General features: G+C 57.3%; 6 protein-coding genes. All 6 read left to right on the forward strand.

The annotated features are described in order from the left end of the window. Window positions 1-17: 17 nt before the first annotated feature. The 6 genes from rng (at window position 18) to OC597_RS09685 (ending at window position 19,353) form a co-directional block, all read left to right on the forward strand. The gene (gene rng / locus OC597_RS09660) at window positions 18-1,487 is read left to right on the forward strand and encodes a ribonuclease G (RefSeq protein ID WP_012147102.1); all 1,470 of its coding nucleotides are present in this window, start codon (window positions 18-20) and stop codon (window positions 1,485-1,487) included. A 104-nt stretch (window positions 1,488-1,591) separates the two neighbouring features. Further along, entirely contained in the window at window positions 1,592-5,407 is a 3,816-nt protein-coding gene (gene yhdP, locus OC597_RS09665) for an AsmA2 domain-containing protein YhdP (RefSeq protein ID WP_262208526.1), read from the forward strand. Then, complete coding sequence (gene nit1 / locus OC597_RS09670; protein WP_099065513.1) at window positions 5,404-6,264, forward strand: deaminated glutathione amidase; 861 nt, start codon at window positions 5,404-5,406, stop codon at window positions 6,262-6,264. Before yhdP ends, nit1 begins: the two co-directional genes overlap by 4 nt. Before the next feature lie 7 nt (window positions 6,265-6,271). After that, window positions 6,272-7,717 (forward strand): metalloprotease TldD, encoded by a 1,446-nt coding sequence (tldD, locus tag OC597_RS09675; protein ID WP_261285384.1) that lies wholly within the window; start codon window positions 6,272-6,274, stop codon window positions 7,715-7,717. Between the two features lie 291 nt (window positions 7,718-8,008). Next, a complete protein-coding gene (locus OC597_RS09680) occupies window positions 8,009-9,682 on the forward strand; it encodes a ShlB/FhaC/HecB family hemolysin secretion/activation protein (RefSeq protein ID WP_262208528.1) in 1,674 nt (557 codons plus the stop codon). Window positions 9,683-9,708: 26 nt separating this feature from the next. After that, the gene (locus OC597_RS09685) at window positions 9,709-19,353 is read left to right on the forward strand and encodes a hemagglutinin repeat-containing protein (protein WP_262208530.1); all 9,645 of its coding nucleotides are present in this window, start codon (window positions 9,709-9,711) and stop codon (window positions 19,351-19,353) included.

Below are 19,353 nucleotides of genomic sequence, written 5' to 3' on the forward strand. Positions count from 1 at the left end.
GGCTCTGAGGAGAAGGCATGACAGCTGAGCTACTGGTTAATATCACACCGTCTGAAACGCGGGTTGCCTATATTGATGGCGGCATCCTGCAAGAGATCCATATCGAGCGCGAATCCAAGCGCGGCATCGTCGGCAATATTTATAAAGGGCGCGTCAGTCGCGTGTTGCCGGGTATGCAGGCGGCATTCGTCGATATCGGCCTGGACAAAGCGGCCTTCCTGCACGCCTCCGATATCATGCCGCACACCGAATGTGTTGCCGGTGATGAGCAGAAAAATTTCCACGTGCGCGATATTGCCGAACTGGTGCGCCAGGGGCAGGATCTGATGGTGCAGGTGGTGAAAGATCCGCTGGGCACCAAAGGCGCACGTCTGACTACCGACATCACTTTACCTTCGCGTTACCTGGTGTTCATGCCGGGGGCAGCGCACGTTGGCGTTTCGCAGCGTATAGAAAGTGAAGCCGAGCGCGATCGCCTGAAAAAAGCCGTCGCCGGTTACTGCGATGAACTGGGTGGATTTATCATCCGCACCGCGGCAGAAGGCATTGGTGAAGAAGAGCTGTCGCAAGACGCCGCCTTCCTCAAACGCCTGTGGACCAAGGTGATGGAGCGTAAAAAACGCAACCAGACCAAATACAAACTGTACGGCGAGCTGGCACTGGCGCAGCGTATTCTGCGCGACTTTGCTGGAGCGGCGCTGGACAGGATCCGCGTGGACTCGCGCCTGACCCACGATCTGCTGGTGGAGTTTACCGGTGAGTACATCCCGGATATTACCGCCAAGCTGGAGCTGTATACCGGCAGCCAGCCGATCTTCGACCTGTACGACGTTGAAAACGAGATCCAGCGGGCGCTGGAGCGCAAGGTTGAGCTGAAATCCGGCGGGTACCTGATCATCGACCAGACTGAGGCGATGACCACCGTGGATATCAATACCGGTGCCTTTGTCGGCCATCGCAATCTCGACGAAACCATCTTCAATACCAATATTGAAGCGACCCAGGCGATTGCCCGCCAACTGCGGCTGCGCAACCTGGGCGGCATTATCATCATTGACTTCATTGATATGAACAATGACGAGCATCGTCGTCGGGTGTTGCATTCACTGGAACTGGCGCTGAGTAAAGATCGGGTAAAAACCACGATTAACGGCTTCTCTCAGCTAGGCTTAGTTGAAATGACCCGTAAACGCACACGCGAAAGCATTGAACATGTGCTGTGTCATGATTGTCCTACCTGTCATGGACGCGGCACTCTGAAAACTGTGGAAACCGTGTGCTACGAAATTTTGCGTGAAATTGTGCGCGTGCATCATGCTTATGATTCAGATCGTTTCCTGGTTTATGCCTCTGCGGCGGTGGGCGAGGCGCTGAAAAGCGAAGAGTCGCATGCGTTGGCCGAAGTGGAAATCTTTGTTGGCAAACAGGTGAAGGTGCAGATCGAACCTTTGTACAGCCAGGAACAGTTTGACGTTGTCATGATGTAGTTCGCCTGTTGGCGACCAAAGTCCGGTATGGGTGGGGCTCAGCGTGCTGGGCCCCCCATGCATAGATATTCCCGTTGCCAGGCAGCGGAAGCAAGGAGAACTGCGTGAGGCGACTGCCTGGGATTTTGTTAGCTACAGGCGCCAGTCTGATTGTCATCGTGGCGTTGTTGATCAGCGGGCTGCGCTTGGCGCTGCCCGAACTGAACAACTATCGCCCGCAACTGTTGGCCAAGGTCGAAAGCCTCTCCGGCGTACCGGTCCAGGTCGACTTTATGCAGGGAAGTTGGGAAACCTTCGGTCCGCAGCTGGAAATGCGCAACGTGCGCGCCACGCTGCCTAAAAGCAACCTGCGTATTGAACGCGTCACGCTGGCGCTGGATGTGTGGCAGTCGCTGTTGCATTGGCGCTGGCAATTCCGCGATCTCACCTTCTACCAGCTCCAGTTTGATCTCAATACTACCCTGGGTGGCGACGAGCACCAGGGCAGCACCATCGAGCCGGGTAAAGTCAGCGATTTACTGTTGCATCAGTTGGATCACTTCAACCTGCGCGACAGCCGTATTTCATTCCTTACGCCCGCCGGTGCGCGCGCCGAATTTGAGATCCCACAGCTTACCTGGCTTAACGGCCGCGATCGCCACCGTGCCGAAGGGCAGATTAGCCTGTCGACGCTGAATGGCCAACATGGCGTGGTACAGCTGCGTATGGATCTGCGTGATAACCAGGGCTTATTGAATGTGGGTACGGTCTATATGCAGGCCGATAATATCGACATGAAACCCTGGTTCACCCGTTGGCTGCGCATTAATACCGGTCTGGAAAGCGCCGATTTTAGCCTGGCGGCCTGGCTGCAGATCAAAAACGGTGAGATCGCCGGTGGCAATGCGTTGCTGAAGCAGGGCGCGGCCAACTGGAACGTGGGGAAACAGCCACACCGGCTGGACGTGGACAATCTGGCGCTGACGCTCAGCCGCCAGGGGACCGGCTGGCAGGTTGAAGTGCCGCAGCTAAACCTGGCCACCGACGGTCAGGCCTGGCCGCAGGGAAAGCTTTCTGCATTGTGGTTGCCGGAAAACACCGAGTTTATGGGGCCGGGGCAGACGGAAGAGCTGCGCGTGCGCGCCACTAACATTCAGCTTGAACGCCTGGCTGCGCTGTTGCCGACCTTCTCGTTCCTCAGCCCGGACGTACTGGATCGCTGGAACGATTTACAGCCGCAAGGCAGGCTCAACGCGCTGGCATTAGATATCCCGCTGAAACAGTCGGAAAAAACCCGCTTCCAGGCCCGTTGGCAGGACGTCAGCTGGCAGCCGTGGAAACTGCTGCCGGGGATTAACCACTTCTCTGGCGCGCTGAGCGGTGGCGTAGAGAATGGCCGCCTGCAGCTTGATCTCAACGACAGCACCTTGCCGTACGGCGATATGTTCCGTGCTCCGTTGGAAGTCAGCAGCGCGCGTGGTGCGCTGACCTGGTTGAACAACGATCAGGGCTGGGAACTGGCGAGCAAGAATCTGGATGTGAAGGCAAAATCGCTGTGGGTTAACGGTGATTTCCGCTACCAGCAGCCAGCCAAAGGCGACCCCTGGCTGAGCATTCTGGCCGGTATCCGCCTGTATGACGCGGCGGACGCCTGGCGTTACTTCCCGGAACCGCTGATGGGCAAGCACCTGGTGGATTACCTCAGCGGTGCCATTCAGGGTGGGCAGGTGGATAACGCCACGTTGCTCTACAACGGTGACCCACAGCATTTCCCTTACCGCAAACACGAAGGCCAGTTTGAGGTGTTTGTCCCGCTGCGCCACTCCACCTTCCAGTTCCAGCCGGAGTGGCCGGCGCTAACCGATCTGGCTATCGATCTCGACTTTGCCAACGAAGGGCTGTGGATGAATGCCCCGCAGACCAAGCTGGGCAAAGTGGATGGCAAGAATGTCACCGCCATTATTCCGGACTATCTGAAAGAACGCTTGCTGGTTGATGCCGACGTGTCGGGCCAGGGTGCGGAAATCCATAACTATTTCGAACAAACCCCGCTGCATGATTCGCTGGGTGCTGCCCTGGATGAGCTACAGATTGGTGGTAATGTCAGTGGGCGCTTACATCTCGATATCCCCTTGAACGGCGAGCTGGTTCGCGCTACGGGCGAGGTGGCGCTGAACAACAATTCACTGTTGGTGAAGCCGATTGAAAGTGAGCTGCAAAAGGTCAGCGGCAAGTTCCGCTTCGATAACGGCAACCTGAGCAGTGATACGCTGTCGGCCAACTGGTTCGGGCAACCGGTCGCGGTAAATTTCACCACCCTGGAAGGCAAAAGCGACTACAAGGTCAACGTTGGCCTGAAGGCCGACTGGCAGCCGGGCAAATTCCCGGGTATCCCGCAGGAAGTGGCCGATGCGTTGAGCGGCAGTGCTCCCTGGCAGGGTCAGGTTGCCATTGTCTTACCGCATAAGGGCGCGGCCAGCTATGACATTGGCGTGGATGCGGACCTCAGAAAAGTAAGCAGTCACTTACCTTCCCCGTTAGATAAACCGGCGGGTGAGTCCTTGCCGTTGAGCGTAAAAGTGAAGGGTGGCCTGAATGGGTTCATGCTGACCGGCAGCGCCGGCAAGCAGAATCATTTCAACAGCGAATGGACCTTCGCCAAACAGCAGGTGACGCTGGCGCGCGCGGCATGGCAAACCGCAGGCAGCGGGACCCCGCCGTTACCGGCCGGTAAATCACTGACGTTGAATTTGCCAGCGCTGGACGGTGAGAAGTGGCTGGGCCTGATAGCACCGGCGATGAAACAAAGCGGCGGTTCGGGCCAGGTGGGTGGTTTTAACTTCCCGACCACCGTAGCTTTGAAAACGCCGCAGTTACTGCTGGGCGGTCAGGCCTGGCACAATCTGACACTGTCGGCGGAGCAACAGCTCGGCGGCACCCTGGTCAACGCCAAGGGCGAGGAAGTTGACGGCAGCTTGCGGGTGACCGAACGTGGGCCGTGGCGGGCCGATATCAACTATCTTTATTACAATCCGCAGTTTAGCGACAGCAAGGGGACTCCAACCGCGGCAACCAACCCGCTGGCGACGGCTGAAAAGGTTTCCTTCCGTGACTGGCCGTCGTTGATGCTGCGCTGCAAGTCGTGCTGGGTGATGGGGCAAAACCTCGGCAAGGTGGAGGCGGATCTGGCCAATCAGGGCGATACCCTGACCCTGGAGCATGGCTTGATCGATACCGGCAAGGGGCGCATGACCGCCAGCGGCCTGTGGAAGCAGAACGCTCAGGAAGAGCGCAGCTCGCTGAAAGGCAAACTGCTGGGCGGCAAAATCGATGAAACCGCCGCTTTCTTCGGCATCACCATACCGTTGAAAGGTGCGCCTTATGACATTGATTTTGATCTGTACTGGCATGGCACGCCGTGGAAACCGCAGATGAATACTCTCAGCGGCGCGCTGAAGGTCAATATGGGCAAGGGTGAGATCGACAGCATGGGTGGCGGTCGCGCCGGCCAGCTGTTGCGTTTGGTCAGCGTCGACTCCCTGTTACGTAAGCTGCAGTTCGATTTCAGCGATACCTTTGGCAAAGGTTTCTACTTTGACTCCATCCGCAGCACCGCGTGGCTGAAAGATGGCATAATGCATACCGATAATCTATTGGTTGACGGACTGGCGGCGGATATCGCCATGAGTGGTCAGGTCGATTTTGCACGCCGACGGATTGATATGGAAGCGGTCGTCGCACCGGCCATTTCGACCACGGTCGGTGTCGCTACCGCCTTCGTGATCAACCCTATCGTCGGCGCGGCGGTGTTTGCTGCCACGCAGGTGCTGGGGCCGCTGTGGAGCAAAATCTCGCTGATTCGCTACCATATCAGCGGTGATCTGGACCAGCCGAAGGTCAATGAGGTGTTGCGTAAGCCAAAGGAGAATAAGGCGCCATGAGAAATGCTAACGTTGCGTTGTTACAGTTGTGCAGTGGTGATCGGGTACGTGACAACCTGGCCCAGATTGAGCAGCAGATTAAGCAGCTCAATGCCGGGGTAAAACTGGTGATGACGCCGGAGAACGCGTTGCTGTTCGCCAATTCCGCGGCTTATCGTGAACATGCGGAACACCAGGGCGACGGACCGCTGCAGAATGCGGTGCGCGAGATGGCTCGGCGTTATGGCGTCTGGCTGCTGATTGGCTCAATGCCGTTGGTCAGTCGTGAAAACCCTGCGCTGATCACCACCAGCAGCCTGCTGTTTGACGACCAGGGCGAGATCCGTGGGCGTTACGACAAGCTGCACATGTTTGACGTGGACATAAACGACTCCCACGGCCATTATCGGGAGTCAGACACTTATCAGCATGGCCAACAGCTCACGGTGGTGGATACCCCGGTCGGGCGGCTTGGCATGACCATCTGCTACGATCTGCGCTTCCCGGCGCTGTTCCAGGCGTTGCGAGCGCAGGGTGCTGAATTGATTTCCGTACCGGCGGCCTTTACCCGCGTGACCGGCGAAGCGCACTGGGAAATCCTGCTGCGCGCCAGGGCGATTGAAAACCAGTGTGTGATCCTGGCACCGGCACAGGTTGGTAGCCATGGCCCGACTCGTCGCACCTGGGGCCATTCGCTGGCGGTGGACGCCTGGGGCAAGGTGCTGGCTGAAAACCCGGATGCGGTCTCGGCATTGAAAGTCCGGGTCGATATTGCCGGGCTTAAAACGATTCGCGAACAGATGCCGGTATTGCAACACAACCGATTCCAGACGTCGCTGACGGCGCCGTTTGACAAAAAATCCTCCATAAAAGAGTGAAAAAATTATGAGTCTGACGTTTGTCAGTGAGCAGTTACTTGCTGCCAATAAGCTGAGCCACCAGGACCTGTTTTCCGTCCTGGGGCAACTGGCCGAACGCCGCCTCGATTACGCCGATCTCTATTTCCAGTCGAGCTACCACGAAGCCTGGGTGATTGAAGACGGCATCATCAAGGATGGCTCCTACAATATCGATCAAGGGGTCGGGGTGCGTGCCGTTAGCGGCGAGAAAACTGGCTTCGCTTATGCCGATCAGATCACCCTGAACGCCTTGCAGCAAAGCGCTCATGCGGCGCGCAGCATTGTGCGTGACATCGGCAATGGTCAGGTGCATACCCTGGGTGAAATCAGCCATAAGGCGCTGTATCCCCTGCTTGATCCGCTGCAAAGTCTGCCGCGTGAAGAGAAAATCGCCCTGTTACACCGTGTCGACAAGGTCGCTCGTGCGGCCGACAAGCGGGTGCAGGAAGTCAGCGCCAGCATCACCGGCGTGTACGAGCAGATCCTGGTGGCGGCTACCGACGGCACTCTGGCGGCGGACGTTCGCCCACTGGTTCGTTTGTCAGTCAGCGTGCTGGTGGAACAAGACGGCAAGCGTGAACGTGGTTCCAGTGGTGGCGGCGGCCGTTTCGGCTATGATTATTTCCTGGAAATTGCTGATGGCGAAGTCCGCGCCGATGCCTACGCCAAAGAAGCGGTGCGCATGGCATTGATTAACCTTTCCGCCGTGGCGGCCCCGGCCGGCAATATGCCGGTGGTGCTGGGCGCGGGCTGGCCTGGCGTTCTGCTGCATGAAGCGGTGGGCCACGGTCTGGAAGGCGACTTCAACCGTCGCGGTACCTCGGTATTCAGCGGCCAGATGGGCCAGTTGGTGGCCTCGGAGCTTTGTACGGTGGTGGATGACGGCACCCTGCAGGGGCGTCGTGGTTCACTGGCGATCGATGACGAAGGCGTGCCGGGCCAATACAACATGCTGATTGAGAACGGTATTCTGAAAGGCTACATGCAGGACAAACTCAATGCGCGTTTGATGGGCGTTGCACCGACCGGCAACGGCCGCCGCGAGTCTTATGCGCACCTGCCGATGCCGCGCATGACCAACACTTACATGCTGGCGGGCAAGTCGACGCCGGAAGAGATCATTGCCAGCGTCGAATACGGCCTGTATGCGCCAAACTTTGGCGGCGGGCAGGTAGACATTACCTCCGGCAAGTTTGTGTTCTCCACCACCGAAGCCTATCTGATCGAAAATGGCCGCATCACCAAGCCGGTGAAGGGCGCTACGCTGATTGGCTCCGGCATTGAGGCGATGCAGCAGATTTCGATGGTCGGCAACGATCTGGCGCTGGATAAAGGCGTCGGCGTGTGTGGCAAAGAAGGGCAAAGCCTGCCGGTGGGCGTCGGCCAGCCGACCCTGAAGCTGGATACCCTGACCGTTGGCGGTACCGCGTAAGTCATTCTCTCCAGGGGCCGGTTCTCAGCCCCTGTTAGCTTTCGTTTTGCGGCGTTCGTCGCATTAGTGGCAATTTTTTGGTTTCGTTCAAATAAAGAGCGATTCACTGTTTTTTCCTTTCAGTGCAAATCAATAAATTACATTTAACTATTTCAAATTATTTTATGCGGTTTAGTTTAGGATCTTTCCTTATCGGTCGGCCTGATTCAGTCAGCGACTAATGGTTCACGTCTTGTTACATTCCTTTTGTCGCCGTTAAAATGCCGAAAAAATACACGGATGGTCTTCTGAATGGATTCAGTTACTCAACGGCTCTCGGCAGCTTTATTGTGCATTTTGTTTTCTTCCGCCACCGACGCTAACCTGCTTAGCCCGGCGGATCGCGACACTATCCAACAGCAGCAGCGCGAATTGCTGGATCAAAACCAGCAGCAGCGACAGGAACTGCAACGCAGCCTGACGCCGACCTTGCCCGTAGCCCCCGCCCCCAATGCCAGCGCTGGTGGCCCTTGCTTCACCATCAACCATATTCGGCTGGAAGGCGCGGATCACCTGCCTGCCAGTGCGCAACGCAAACTTACTCAGGATTATCTGCAGCAATGCCTGAATCTGGGGCAGATCCAAACGCTGGTGCAGCAGATCTCCGACTGGTATATCAGTCGTGGCTATATCACCAGTCGCGCATTTCTGACCGAACAGGATTTGTCGCGTGGCGAGCTGCGGTTACTGGTGCTGGAAGGCAAACTGGAGAAAATCCTGCTGGAGCAGCAGGACGATCGCATGCTGAAAATGGCCTTCCCAGGCCTGCAGGGCAACATCCTTAACCTGCGTGATATCGAACAGGGCATGGAGCAGATTAACCGTCTGCGCCAGCAACCGGTGCAGATAGAAATCTTGCCCGGCAGTCAACCGGGCTTCTCGGTGGTCAATCTGAGCGCCAAACCTGAGTTCCCGTTGATGCTCGGGCTGGGGTTCGACAACAGCGGGCAAAAAAGCACCGGGACCGGGCAGATTAACGGATCGTTGACCGGCAATAACCTGCTGGGGCTGGCGGATCAATGGTTTGTCGCTGGCGCTCGCAGCAGTGATTTTGCCAACGACCATAATGCGCGCAGCGTGCAGACCGGCGTCAGCCTGCCTTACGGCTACTGGACGCTGGATTACAACTATTCCTACAGCGACTACCTGACCACCCTCAATAACCAGGGTTTTGACTGGCGATCCAGTGGCGACAGCCAGACTCATCGGCTGGGCGTTTCGCGGGTGTTATTCCGTGACGGCGAAATGAAAACCGGCATGTCGCTCGGGCTGACGCACCGTATTAATCGTAATTATCTCAACGATACCCGGCTGGAAAGCAGCAGCCGTAAGCTGACCAGCGTTACGCTGGGCGTCAGCCATAGCCAAAAACTGCTGGGCGGTTTCGCCACCCTGAACCCGGCCTACAGCCGTGGCGTGCCTTGGCTGGGCGCGGAAAATGACAGCGGTAAAGTCAAAGAAGCCCCCCGGGCCGAGTTTCACAAGCTTTCGCTTTCCGGCAGCTATTACCTGCCGCTGGGGCAGGAGTGGACCTATCTCACCAGTTTATACAGTCAGTGGAGTAACCACCGTTTGTACGGCAGCGAACGCCTGACGATTGGCGGCGATAGCTCGGTGCGCGGCTTCAAAGAGCAATACCTTTCCGGCGACAAGGGCGGCTACTGGCGTAACGAGGTGAACCGCACGCTGGTGACATTGCCCTACCTCGGCAGCATTAACGCCCTGGCGGCGGTGGACGGCGGCTATCTGCATCACGATGCGCTGGATGCCAACGCCTCCGGCACGCTGTGGGGCGGTGCCGTAGGGCTGGGCAGCCGTAACAGCTACTTCAGCAGCCAACTGACCGTCGGTTGGCCACTGACTTATCCCGATTGGCTCAAACCGGATCGGGTTTCGGTTTATTACCGGGTCAATATCGTACTTTAACGCTAATGCACAGGAAGGTTTCAAGGATGAAGCGCCAAAATAATCAACCGCTTAAAGCTCATCAGCGTCTGCTGAGCTACACCCTGTGCATCTTGCTTGCCGGGCAGCCGCTGCTGCCGGCGCTGGCCGAAGGCATCAACGTGGCCGAGGGTATTACCCGGGTCGATCAGGCTGCCAATGGCGTGCCGGTGGTCAATATCGCCACGCCGAATCAGGCCGGTATTTCTCATAATAAATACAACGATTTCAACGTTGGCAAAGAGGGGATGATCCTCAACAACGCCACCGGTCAGCTCAACCAGAGCCAGCTTGGCGGCCTGATTCAGAACAACCCCAACCTGCAGGCCGGTAAAGAAGCGCAGGGCATCATCAATGAGGTGGTAGCACCCAACCCTTCACAGCTGCGCGGCTACCTGGAGGTGGCGGGCAAGCAGGCCAGCGTGATGGTGGCTAACCCTTATGGCATCACCTGCGACGGCTGTGGCTTTATCAATACCCCCAACGCAACGCTGACCACCGGCAAGCCGGTGCTGGACGCCGACGGCAAGCTGCAGGCGCTGGAAGTGACCCAGGGAGCGATCACTATTCAGGGCAAGGGGCTGAATGCCGCCAACAGCGACAAATTCGCCCTGATCGCCCGCGCTACCGCGATCAACGCGGAACTGCATGCCAAAGACCTCAGCATTACGCTCGGTGCCAATCGGGTGGATGCGACAGGCAAGGCCACGGCGATCGCCGGTCAGGGGGACGTTCCCAAAATCGCTATCGATACCGGTGCGCTGGGCGGCATGTACGCCAACCGTATTCATTTGGTGTCCAGTGAAAAAGGGGTGGGGGTTAACCTCGGCAATCTCACCGCGCGTGAAGGCGATATTCAACTGGAGGCCAATGGTCAACTGCGGCTGAACAACACGCTGGCACAGGGCAACCTGAATGCCACGGCGGTGGGCATGACGCTGAGCGGCAAGCATAAGGCGGAGCAGGCGCTTACTCTGAACAGCCGTGGCGATATCGCTATGGAACAGGCCACGCTGAGCGCCAAAGGCGATATGAACCTGACCGCCGCAGGCAAACTGCAGGCAGGCAAAGCCGACACGGACGGCCGCTTGCAGTTGAATGCCGCCAGTCTGAGCAGTGATAAAAACAGCAGCCTGACGGCCGAAGGGGATATTGACCTGACGCTCAGCGGCGACGGCAACTGGCAGGGCACCCTGACCGCCGGACGCGACCTGCACTTGCAGACCCACCATCTGACCAACAGCGGCCAACTGGCTGCCAATCACGACAGCCGCCTCAAGACACAGAACCTGACCAACTCCGGTCTGATACAGGCACAGGGCACGCAGAACCTGACCAGTACCCAGCTCAATAACCCGGGTCAATTGAAGGCGGGCGGTGTACAGACCATCACCGCCAACGGTGTCGATAATCAGGGGACGATCACTTCCCAACAGCAACTCGATCTGCGGGTGCGCGACAAGCTTAATGTCGGTGGCTCACTGTCTGCTGATGGCTTGTTAACGGTACAGACTGGCGAGTTTTTACTGGCCGGAAAAGCCAACGGCAAGCAGGGAATTACTCTGGACCACACCGGCGTGCTGAAGACTGAGCTGGGTTCATCGTTGCTGAGCGACAGCAATATCACCCTCACCGCTGATGACGTGCAACTCGGCGGGCTGCTGTCCAGCCAACAAGGCCTGACGCTGGACACTCAAAAACTGGTGTCCACGGCCGGTGCCAGAACCCAATCCATGCAGGATATGACGCTCAAGGTTGCGCAAGACGCGCAGTTGGCCGGCGTGTTCAACACGCTGGGGGATTTGAAGTTTTCTGCCGCCACGGCGGATAACATTGGCGAAATAGACGCGCGCAATATTGACTGGAGTGGAGACTCTCTGAAGCAACGTGGGCACCTGAAGGCCAATGAGAGTGCAACGCTAAAGGTGAAACGACTGGAGCAGCAGGGTGAGTTGCTGGCCAACAAACGACTGGAGCTTCGCGGCGATAGCTTGGTCAACCACGGGCAGATTGGCGCTCAGACACTGGACCTGGCGTTCAGCAAAACGGTGGACAACTTCGATAAGCTGGTAGCGGAAGATGCATTGACCCTGACCACGCCGTCATTGAACAACACGGGGGTGATGGTCGCCAAAGGTATGGCGCTCAACGCCGATAGTCTGGACAACAGCGGGCGGCTGCTGGCATGGGAAAACGCGACTATCACCAGCAAAGATCTGCAAAACCGCCTGGCGGGCCAGATCCTGGCCGGTGGCATACTGACGCTGCAGGGTACTGGGCTGAATAATGCCGGCAAGCTGCAGGGCAAGAGTATGGATATTGACGTGCAGCGTTGGGACAACACCGGCAGCGCGCTGGGCGACAACGGCTTAACCGCCGTGGTTGGGCTGGCGTTGGAGAACAGCGGGCAACTGCTGAGCGAAGGGCCGATGAAACTGACGGCAACCACGCTGAACAACGACGGGAAAATACTGAGCGAAGGCGCGTTAGCGCTTGCGGCGGACAGCATCAGTAATCAGGGGGAAGCGCAAGGTGCGACCACCCACGTTACCGCCAAATCGCTGACCAACAGCGGCAACCTGATCGGCATACAAAAGCTGGTGTTGCAGCTTGAAAAGGATCTGAACAACGCCATCGGTGGCAAGCTGCTTAGCGACGGTGAACTCACGACCAACGCGGCGACGGTGAATAACAGCGGATTATGGCAGGGCGGGAGTATTACGCTGACGGCTCAGCAACTGGATCATAAAGGCACGCTGCAGGCGGGCAAAGGGATCTTGCTGGATCTTGGCGGCAGTCTTAATGCTGATGCGGGTAGCAAGATCTTCTCCAATGGCGAAGCTGCGATCAAGGCATTGGCGCTGAATAACCAGGGAATTTGGCAGGCGGGCGCATTACGTCTGACAGGCGAGAGTCTGAGTAATAGCGGGACACTGATTGGCGTTAACCGGCTGGATGCCGAAATAGCAAAAGCGGCGGTGCAACAAGCTACAGGACAGATGCTAAGTAACGGTGTACTGAAACTGAATGCAGATAGCATCGAAAACCTGGGGCTGATGCAGGCGGGTGAATTGACGTTGAAGGCCACAGAGCTGACCAACAGCGGCAGGCTGCAGGGGCAAACCCACCTCGAGGCCAAGCTGAGCGGCGTATTCAATAACCTGGCAGGCGGTAACCTGCGCAGTCTGGGAACCTTGCGGCTGGAGGCGGCGGAGCTAAATAACGTCGGGGCTCTGCAGGGCGATGGCGGCAGCGTGCTGCAGTTGGATCGTCAGTTGATCAACTCCGGCAACCTGAAGATTGGCGGCACGTTGAGCCTGAAAGCACCGACGCTGACCAACAGCGGCTGGCTGCAAGCCAGCAGCCTGACGTTCAACGGTACCCGTTTGGATAACAGCGGCACATTGAGCACCACCGGCGATAACCAGCTGACGCTCGATAGTCTGAATAATAAGGGGACGCTGCAAGGCGGTAATTTAACCCTGCAGGCGGACAGCCTGGATAACAGCGGTACGCTGCTGGCGACCCGCCAGATGGCAATCAAAGCCCGGCAGGTGGATAACCAGAAGAGCGGCAAGCTGTTGAGCGGTGGCGATATGACACTGGCCAGCAGCCTGCTGAATCAGTACGGCCAACTGGTGGCGCTGGGCAACATGACGCTGACGCTGAAGGACGCCTTTACCCAGAGCGGCACCCTGGCCGCTGGCAAAGCGCTGGCCCTGACCAGTGACGGCGATATTCTGCTGCAAGGCACCACTCAGGGCCAGAGTGTCGATGTGCGTAGTGGCGGCCAATTAACCAACGCCGGCACCTTGCGCGGCGGTAGCGGTGAAATGCGCCTCGAAGCTGCCGGGATCACGCAAAATACCGACGCCAGCCTGCAGTCGGGCGGGTTGGTGCAGTTGTTGAGCCGTGGCGACATCAGCAATAACGGTTTTATCGGCACCGCCGGTGATCTGCTGTTGAGTGCCGCTAACCAATTGATCAACAGCGGCATGTTGTACGCCGGTGGCGATATGAAGTTACTGGCGGATCGCATCACTAACCAGCGCGGCGACATTCTGGCAGGCAAAGACCTGTGGATGCAGAAAGACGCCGATGGCAAGGCCAACAGCCAGATCGTCAACACCTCCGGCACCATAGAAACCGAAACCGGCGATATTCATATCAATACCGCGCATCTGCTTAATCAGCGCGATGGTTGGTCGGTGAGTACTGAGAAGCAGACGGCGGTGAAGGATCCATTGTGGAATGGCCAGACGCTGGTCAATATGAAGCTGGGGGATTTGGCCGAAAGCGAACTCGGTTATTACATCAAAACCGTGCGTACCGGCGGTAGCATGGGGCATGGCAACGGTTCAGTTGATGATTACTATTATTTAGCGCCTAAAGCGCCCGCAGTGGACAAAAAAATTCTGGTTGAATCGTCCAAAGTGATCGTCACTGCGAACGGCGGAGCCGGGCGTATTGCGGCCGGAAAAGACATTGTTGGCACCGTTAAGCGTTTTGACAATATCGCCAGCGATATGTTGGCTAATGGCGATATCTCGTTGACTGGCAGTACGCTGAATAATGAGAGTGCACAGGCTGGGAGCCAGAGTAAATACCTGAATTACCATTATGATGGCGAAACCGCGCAGTATGATTTCGACAAGCACCATCCACTGGCTGACTTCAAAAAGAGCGGCAATTACATCCGTGATAACGTCAACACACCGATTCAGTACCGCTTAACGGGGCAGCCAGAGTACCAGAACGAAAACACCGTTGTTTACCGCAGCGTGATCCAGGCTGGTGGCGCGGTCAACGCCAACTTCAGCGACAATATCAGCAATACCACGCTGACCCCGAATGCCGGTAGCCTCAGCCATACCCTGACCCGACCCACGCTGGACAGCCTGCAGCAGCCTGACGCCGTCAGCGGCGTAGAACAGCAAGCGTTGGCGAAGGATCAAAGCGTCGTTTTCGGCACGCCGGAGTGGAAAGACAATCTGCAGGCGGCGCTCGGCACGCTCGGCAATAACGCCGTAGAATTAGCGGATTACCCACTGCCGAGCGGCGGTAACGGCCGCTTTGTTGTGACCGACGATCCTGGCAGCCCGTATCTGATCACCACCAACCCAAAACTGGACGGCCTGGGCCAGTTGGACAACAGCCTGTTCGACGATCTCTATGCCATGCTGGGCCAACAGCCGGGCGTTGCCCCGCGTGAAAGCGACAGCCGCTTCACCAATGAAAAGCAGTTTATCGGCTCGGCCTATTTCCTTGACCGGCTGAAGCTCAATCCGGACTACGACTACCGCTTCCTGGGGGATGCGGCGTTTGATACCCGTTACATCAGCAACGCGATGCTCAGCCAAACCGGCCAGCGCTATCTTAACGGCGTCGGTTCCGAACTGGCACAGATGCAGCAACTGATCGACAACGCAGCACGAGCGCAGAGCGGCCTGAATTTGCAGTTTGGCATCAGCCTGACACCGGCACAGGTTTCACAATTGGATCACAGCATCGTCTGGTGGGAGAAGGTGACGGTCAACGGCCAGACGGTACTGGCACCCAAACTCTATTTGGCCAAAGGTGACGTCGCCCCACTGAACGGCAGCGTGATTTCCGGCAATAACGTTAACCTGAACGGTGGCAGCATCCGCAATGACGGCAGCACGCTGCAGGGCGGCGAGCGCCTGAACGTCAATAGCCAAGCGGGCATCAGCAACCTTAATCAGGGGATGATCGACGCTACCGGTGGGCTGAAGTTGAGTGCTATCGGTGATATCAGCAATATCGGCTCAACCATCAGCGGCCAGCGTGTCCAGCTTGCAAGCCAGGATGGCAGCATTATCAACAAAACCCAGGCCCGCCAGTGGGATGCCACCGGTACCCAGGGCGGTCAGTCGCTGACGCTGTCGCGCACGGAAGTCGGTGATACTGGTGTGATCCGCGCCGGAGATACGTTGAGTATGCAGGCCGGTAACAATATCGATATTACCGGAGCGCAGGTTACCTCTGGCGGTGCAATGGAAATGCAGGCGGGCAACGATATTAACCTGCTTGCCAATCGTACTGAAGCTATTGATAAAGCTAACAATAAAGAGCATATCAGCAGTGGTGCAACCCGTAGCACCCTCACCAGCGGCGGGGATCTGCAGTTGCAGGCCGGACGTGACCTGAACTCGCAGGCAGCTGCGCTGGTGGCAGACAACGACGTCAGCCTCCGTGCCGGGCGTGACGTGAACCTCAATACCCAGCAAAGCCGGGAATACCAGGAAAGCCACGGCGGCCGCCAACAGCGGGTGAATGAGTCCATACGCCAGCAGGGCACGGAAATCGCCAGCGGCGGCGACACGCGCATTCAGGCCGGGCGGGACGCAACCCTCAACGCCACCCAGGCACAGGCTGGTGGTGACGTGGCGGCGAGCGCCGGGCGCGATATCGCGCTGAACAGCGCCACTGAAAGCGACTACAGCTTCTTCGAAGAGACCAAGGTCAAAAAAGGACTGATGTCCAAAACCACCACCCATACGGTGGAAGAGGACTATGCCACCCACGAGAAGGGCGCACTGCTGAGCGGCAACAACGTCTCGCTCAAAGCCGGTAACGACCTGAAGGTGCAAGGCTCGACGGTGGTCGGCGACGGCAAGGTGAACCTGCAGGCGGGCAATAACGTCGATATTGTGGCGGCGACCGAGGAGCAATCCAGTTACCGACTGAACGAGAAAAAAACCAGCGGCATGTTCAGCGGCGGCGGCATCGGCGTGACCTTCGGCAGCAAATCTTCCCGCCATCAGCTGAACGAAGACGGTACTACCCAAAGCCAGAGCGTTAGCACCATAGGTTCAACCGGCGGCGACGTGAATATCGTGGCCGGCGGCAAGGCGCATATTGGCGGTGCGGACGTGATTGCGGATAAGAACCTGTCGGTGACAGGAGATAGTGTGCAGATCGATCCGGGCCAGGATATTCGCCGTCGTGATGAGACTTTTGAACAGAAGCAGAGCGGCCTGAGCCTCGCCTTGTCCGGCACGGTAGGCAGCGCCATCAACAGTGCGGTGACCACCGCCCAACAGGCGAAGCAGGAGACCGACGGGCGACTGGCGGCATTGCAGGGTACCAAAGCAGCCTTGTCCGGCGTGCAGGCGGTTCAGGCAGGGCAACAGGCAACGCTTGGCAATACCGATACCGAAGAAGGCAGCATGGTCGGCATCAGTATCTCGCTGGGTGCCCAGAAATCGTCGTCGAAGCAGCATCAGGAGCAAACTGCCGTTACCGGTTCCACGCTCACTGCTGGCAATAACTTGCAGTTGACGGCTACCGGCAAAGGCAACACGGCCGACAGCGGCGATATTGCCGTGGTGGGCAGCCAGCTAAAAGCGGGGGGAGACACCACCCTGAATGCCGAACGGGATGTATTGCTGTTGGGCGCGGCCAATACGCAGAAGACCGAGGGCAGCAACAAGAGCAGCGGCGGTAATATCGGCGTCAGTATTGGCGTAGGACAACAGACCGGATTGAGCGTGTTCGCCAATGCCAACAAGAGCCAGGGCAGCGAGCATGGCGATGGCACGTTCTGGAGTGAAACGACGATAGACAGTGGCGGCAAACTGTCGCTGCACAGCGGCCGGGACACCTTGTTGTCGGGGGCCCAGGCCAGTGGCGAAACGGTGAAGGTAGATGCTGGACGTAACCTGACGTTGCAAAGCCAGCAGGATAGCGATAACTACGACGCCAAGCAGACCAGCGTCAGTGGCGGTGTCAGCGTGGCCATCATCGGTGCGGGTGGCTCCGCCAGCCTGAGCATGAGCCGTGACAAACTGCACAGCAATTATGACAGCGTGCAGGAGCAAACCGGCCTATTTGCTGGCAAGGGCGGCTATGATGTTAAGGTTGGCGAACATACGCAGTTGGACGGTGCGGTCATTGCTAGCACCGCCACGGCGGATAAGAACCGTCTTGATACCGGCACACTGGGCTTCAGCGATATCCATAATCAGGCGGATTTCAAGGCCGAACACCAGGGGGGGAGTATCAGCAGCGGTGGCCCGGTGGGGTCAGATCTGCTGACCAATCTGGCAGGCGCAGCCCTTTCCGGTGCAGGTAATAAAGGGCACGCAGAAGGTACCACGCAGGCGGCGGTGTCGGGCGGTAGCGTGGTTATTCGGGATCAGGCCAATCAAAAGCAGGATGTTAATCAGCTCAGCCGGGATACCGAGAACGCCAATGGCAGTATCGGGCCGATATTCGACAAGGAGAAAGAGCAGAACCGGCTGAAGCAGGCGCAGCTGATTGGCGAGATAGCCGGGCAGACAATGGATGTTATCCGCACTCAGGGTGATATCAATGGGCTGAAGGCGGCGAAAGCGGCCAACCCGACTGAAAAAGACGTCAAGGTGCTGCGTAATAGTGATGCCTATAAAAAGGCGATGGAAAGCTATGGCACCGGCAGCGATATGCAAAGAGCCGGGCAGGCGGTAACGGGGGCATTGCAGGCTCTGGCGGGGAACAATCTGGCCGGAGCCTTGGCGAGCGGCGCAGCCCCTTATCTGGCGAGAGAAATCAAAGCGCGTATCGGTGATGACAACGTAGCCGCCAACGCGATGGCGCATGCGGTGCTGGGTGCGATAGCTGCGCAGTTAAACAACCAGTCAGCGGTAGCCGGAGCGGTGGGTGCCGGTGGTGGCGAACTGGTAGCGCGAGTAATACTGAGTGAGATGTTCCAGGGCCGTAAAATCTCGGAGCTGACAGAAAGCGAGAAACAGCAGGTGAGCGCGCTGAGTCAACTGGCCGCAGGGCTGGCGGGCGGTCTCGTTTCAGACAGCACTGCCGGGGTGGTGACAGGTTCGCAAGCCGCTAAGAATGCGGTGGAGAATAATGCGCTGAGTGTGTCGGATAATAAATCTCGTAGTCAGGAGATGACTCAGTGCCAGGGTCTTGCAGCCTGCGAAAGTACCGTTATAGAGAAGTACAAGAAAATCAATGCTGAACAGCGTGAAAGCGTTGTAGAGTGCAAAGGTGCTCAGAACTGTGTTGATAAGGCTAATGAAGTTGGCAAGGTACAGACCGATTATGCCAATCGAACCAATGAGTTGCTGGAGAAAGCTCGTGCGAATGGTGGGTTAAGCTCAGAAGAACAGAACGAGTTATCTATTCTTCAGGTGACGACTATCCAGCTTGAAGCTGACAGAAATGCGGCGATCCACAATGCACTGATGTCAGGTGATTCGTCTGAAGCTAAGCAACTTGCGATAAATTCTCTGGCCCAAGTGGCAGGAACCAGTGCTGCCGGGATTGCTGCGGGGATTGGTAAGGCCAAAGCTGGGTCACAGACAGGAAACCGAATAGAACAAATACTTAAACCTGAGAAGAGTTGGGAAGGTGCTCGAAACAAGGCATTGAGTATTGTGGGTAATTTAGGATCAGATTCCAAACCTGTCATAGGGCGGTTAGAGGTAAGTGCTGGGAATGGAAAGGTCATTGGACGTCAATCTAATGACGGAAAGATAGGCTGGCGTGTTGATTATGATCCAGAAAAAGGAACTCATATTAATATATGGTATTATTCTCAAGGGAAAGGGCCAGGCAAAGCGATAAAGCAGGTCGTACTTTTTGAGGGTAATGAAAAGTCGTTTGAAACGATATTGAAACAGCTAAATAGGTAA

Origin of the sequence: Serratia proteamaculans, assembly GCF_946227095.1 — a bacterium.
Taxonomy (GTDB): Bacteria; Pseudomonadota; Gammaproteobacteria; order Enterobacterales; family Enterobacteriaceae; genus Serratia; species Serratia proteamaculans_E.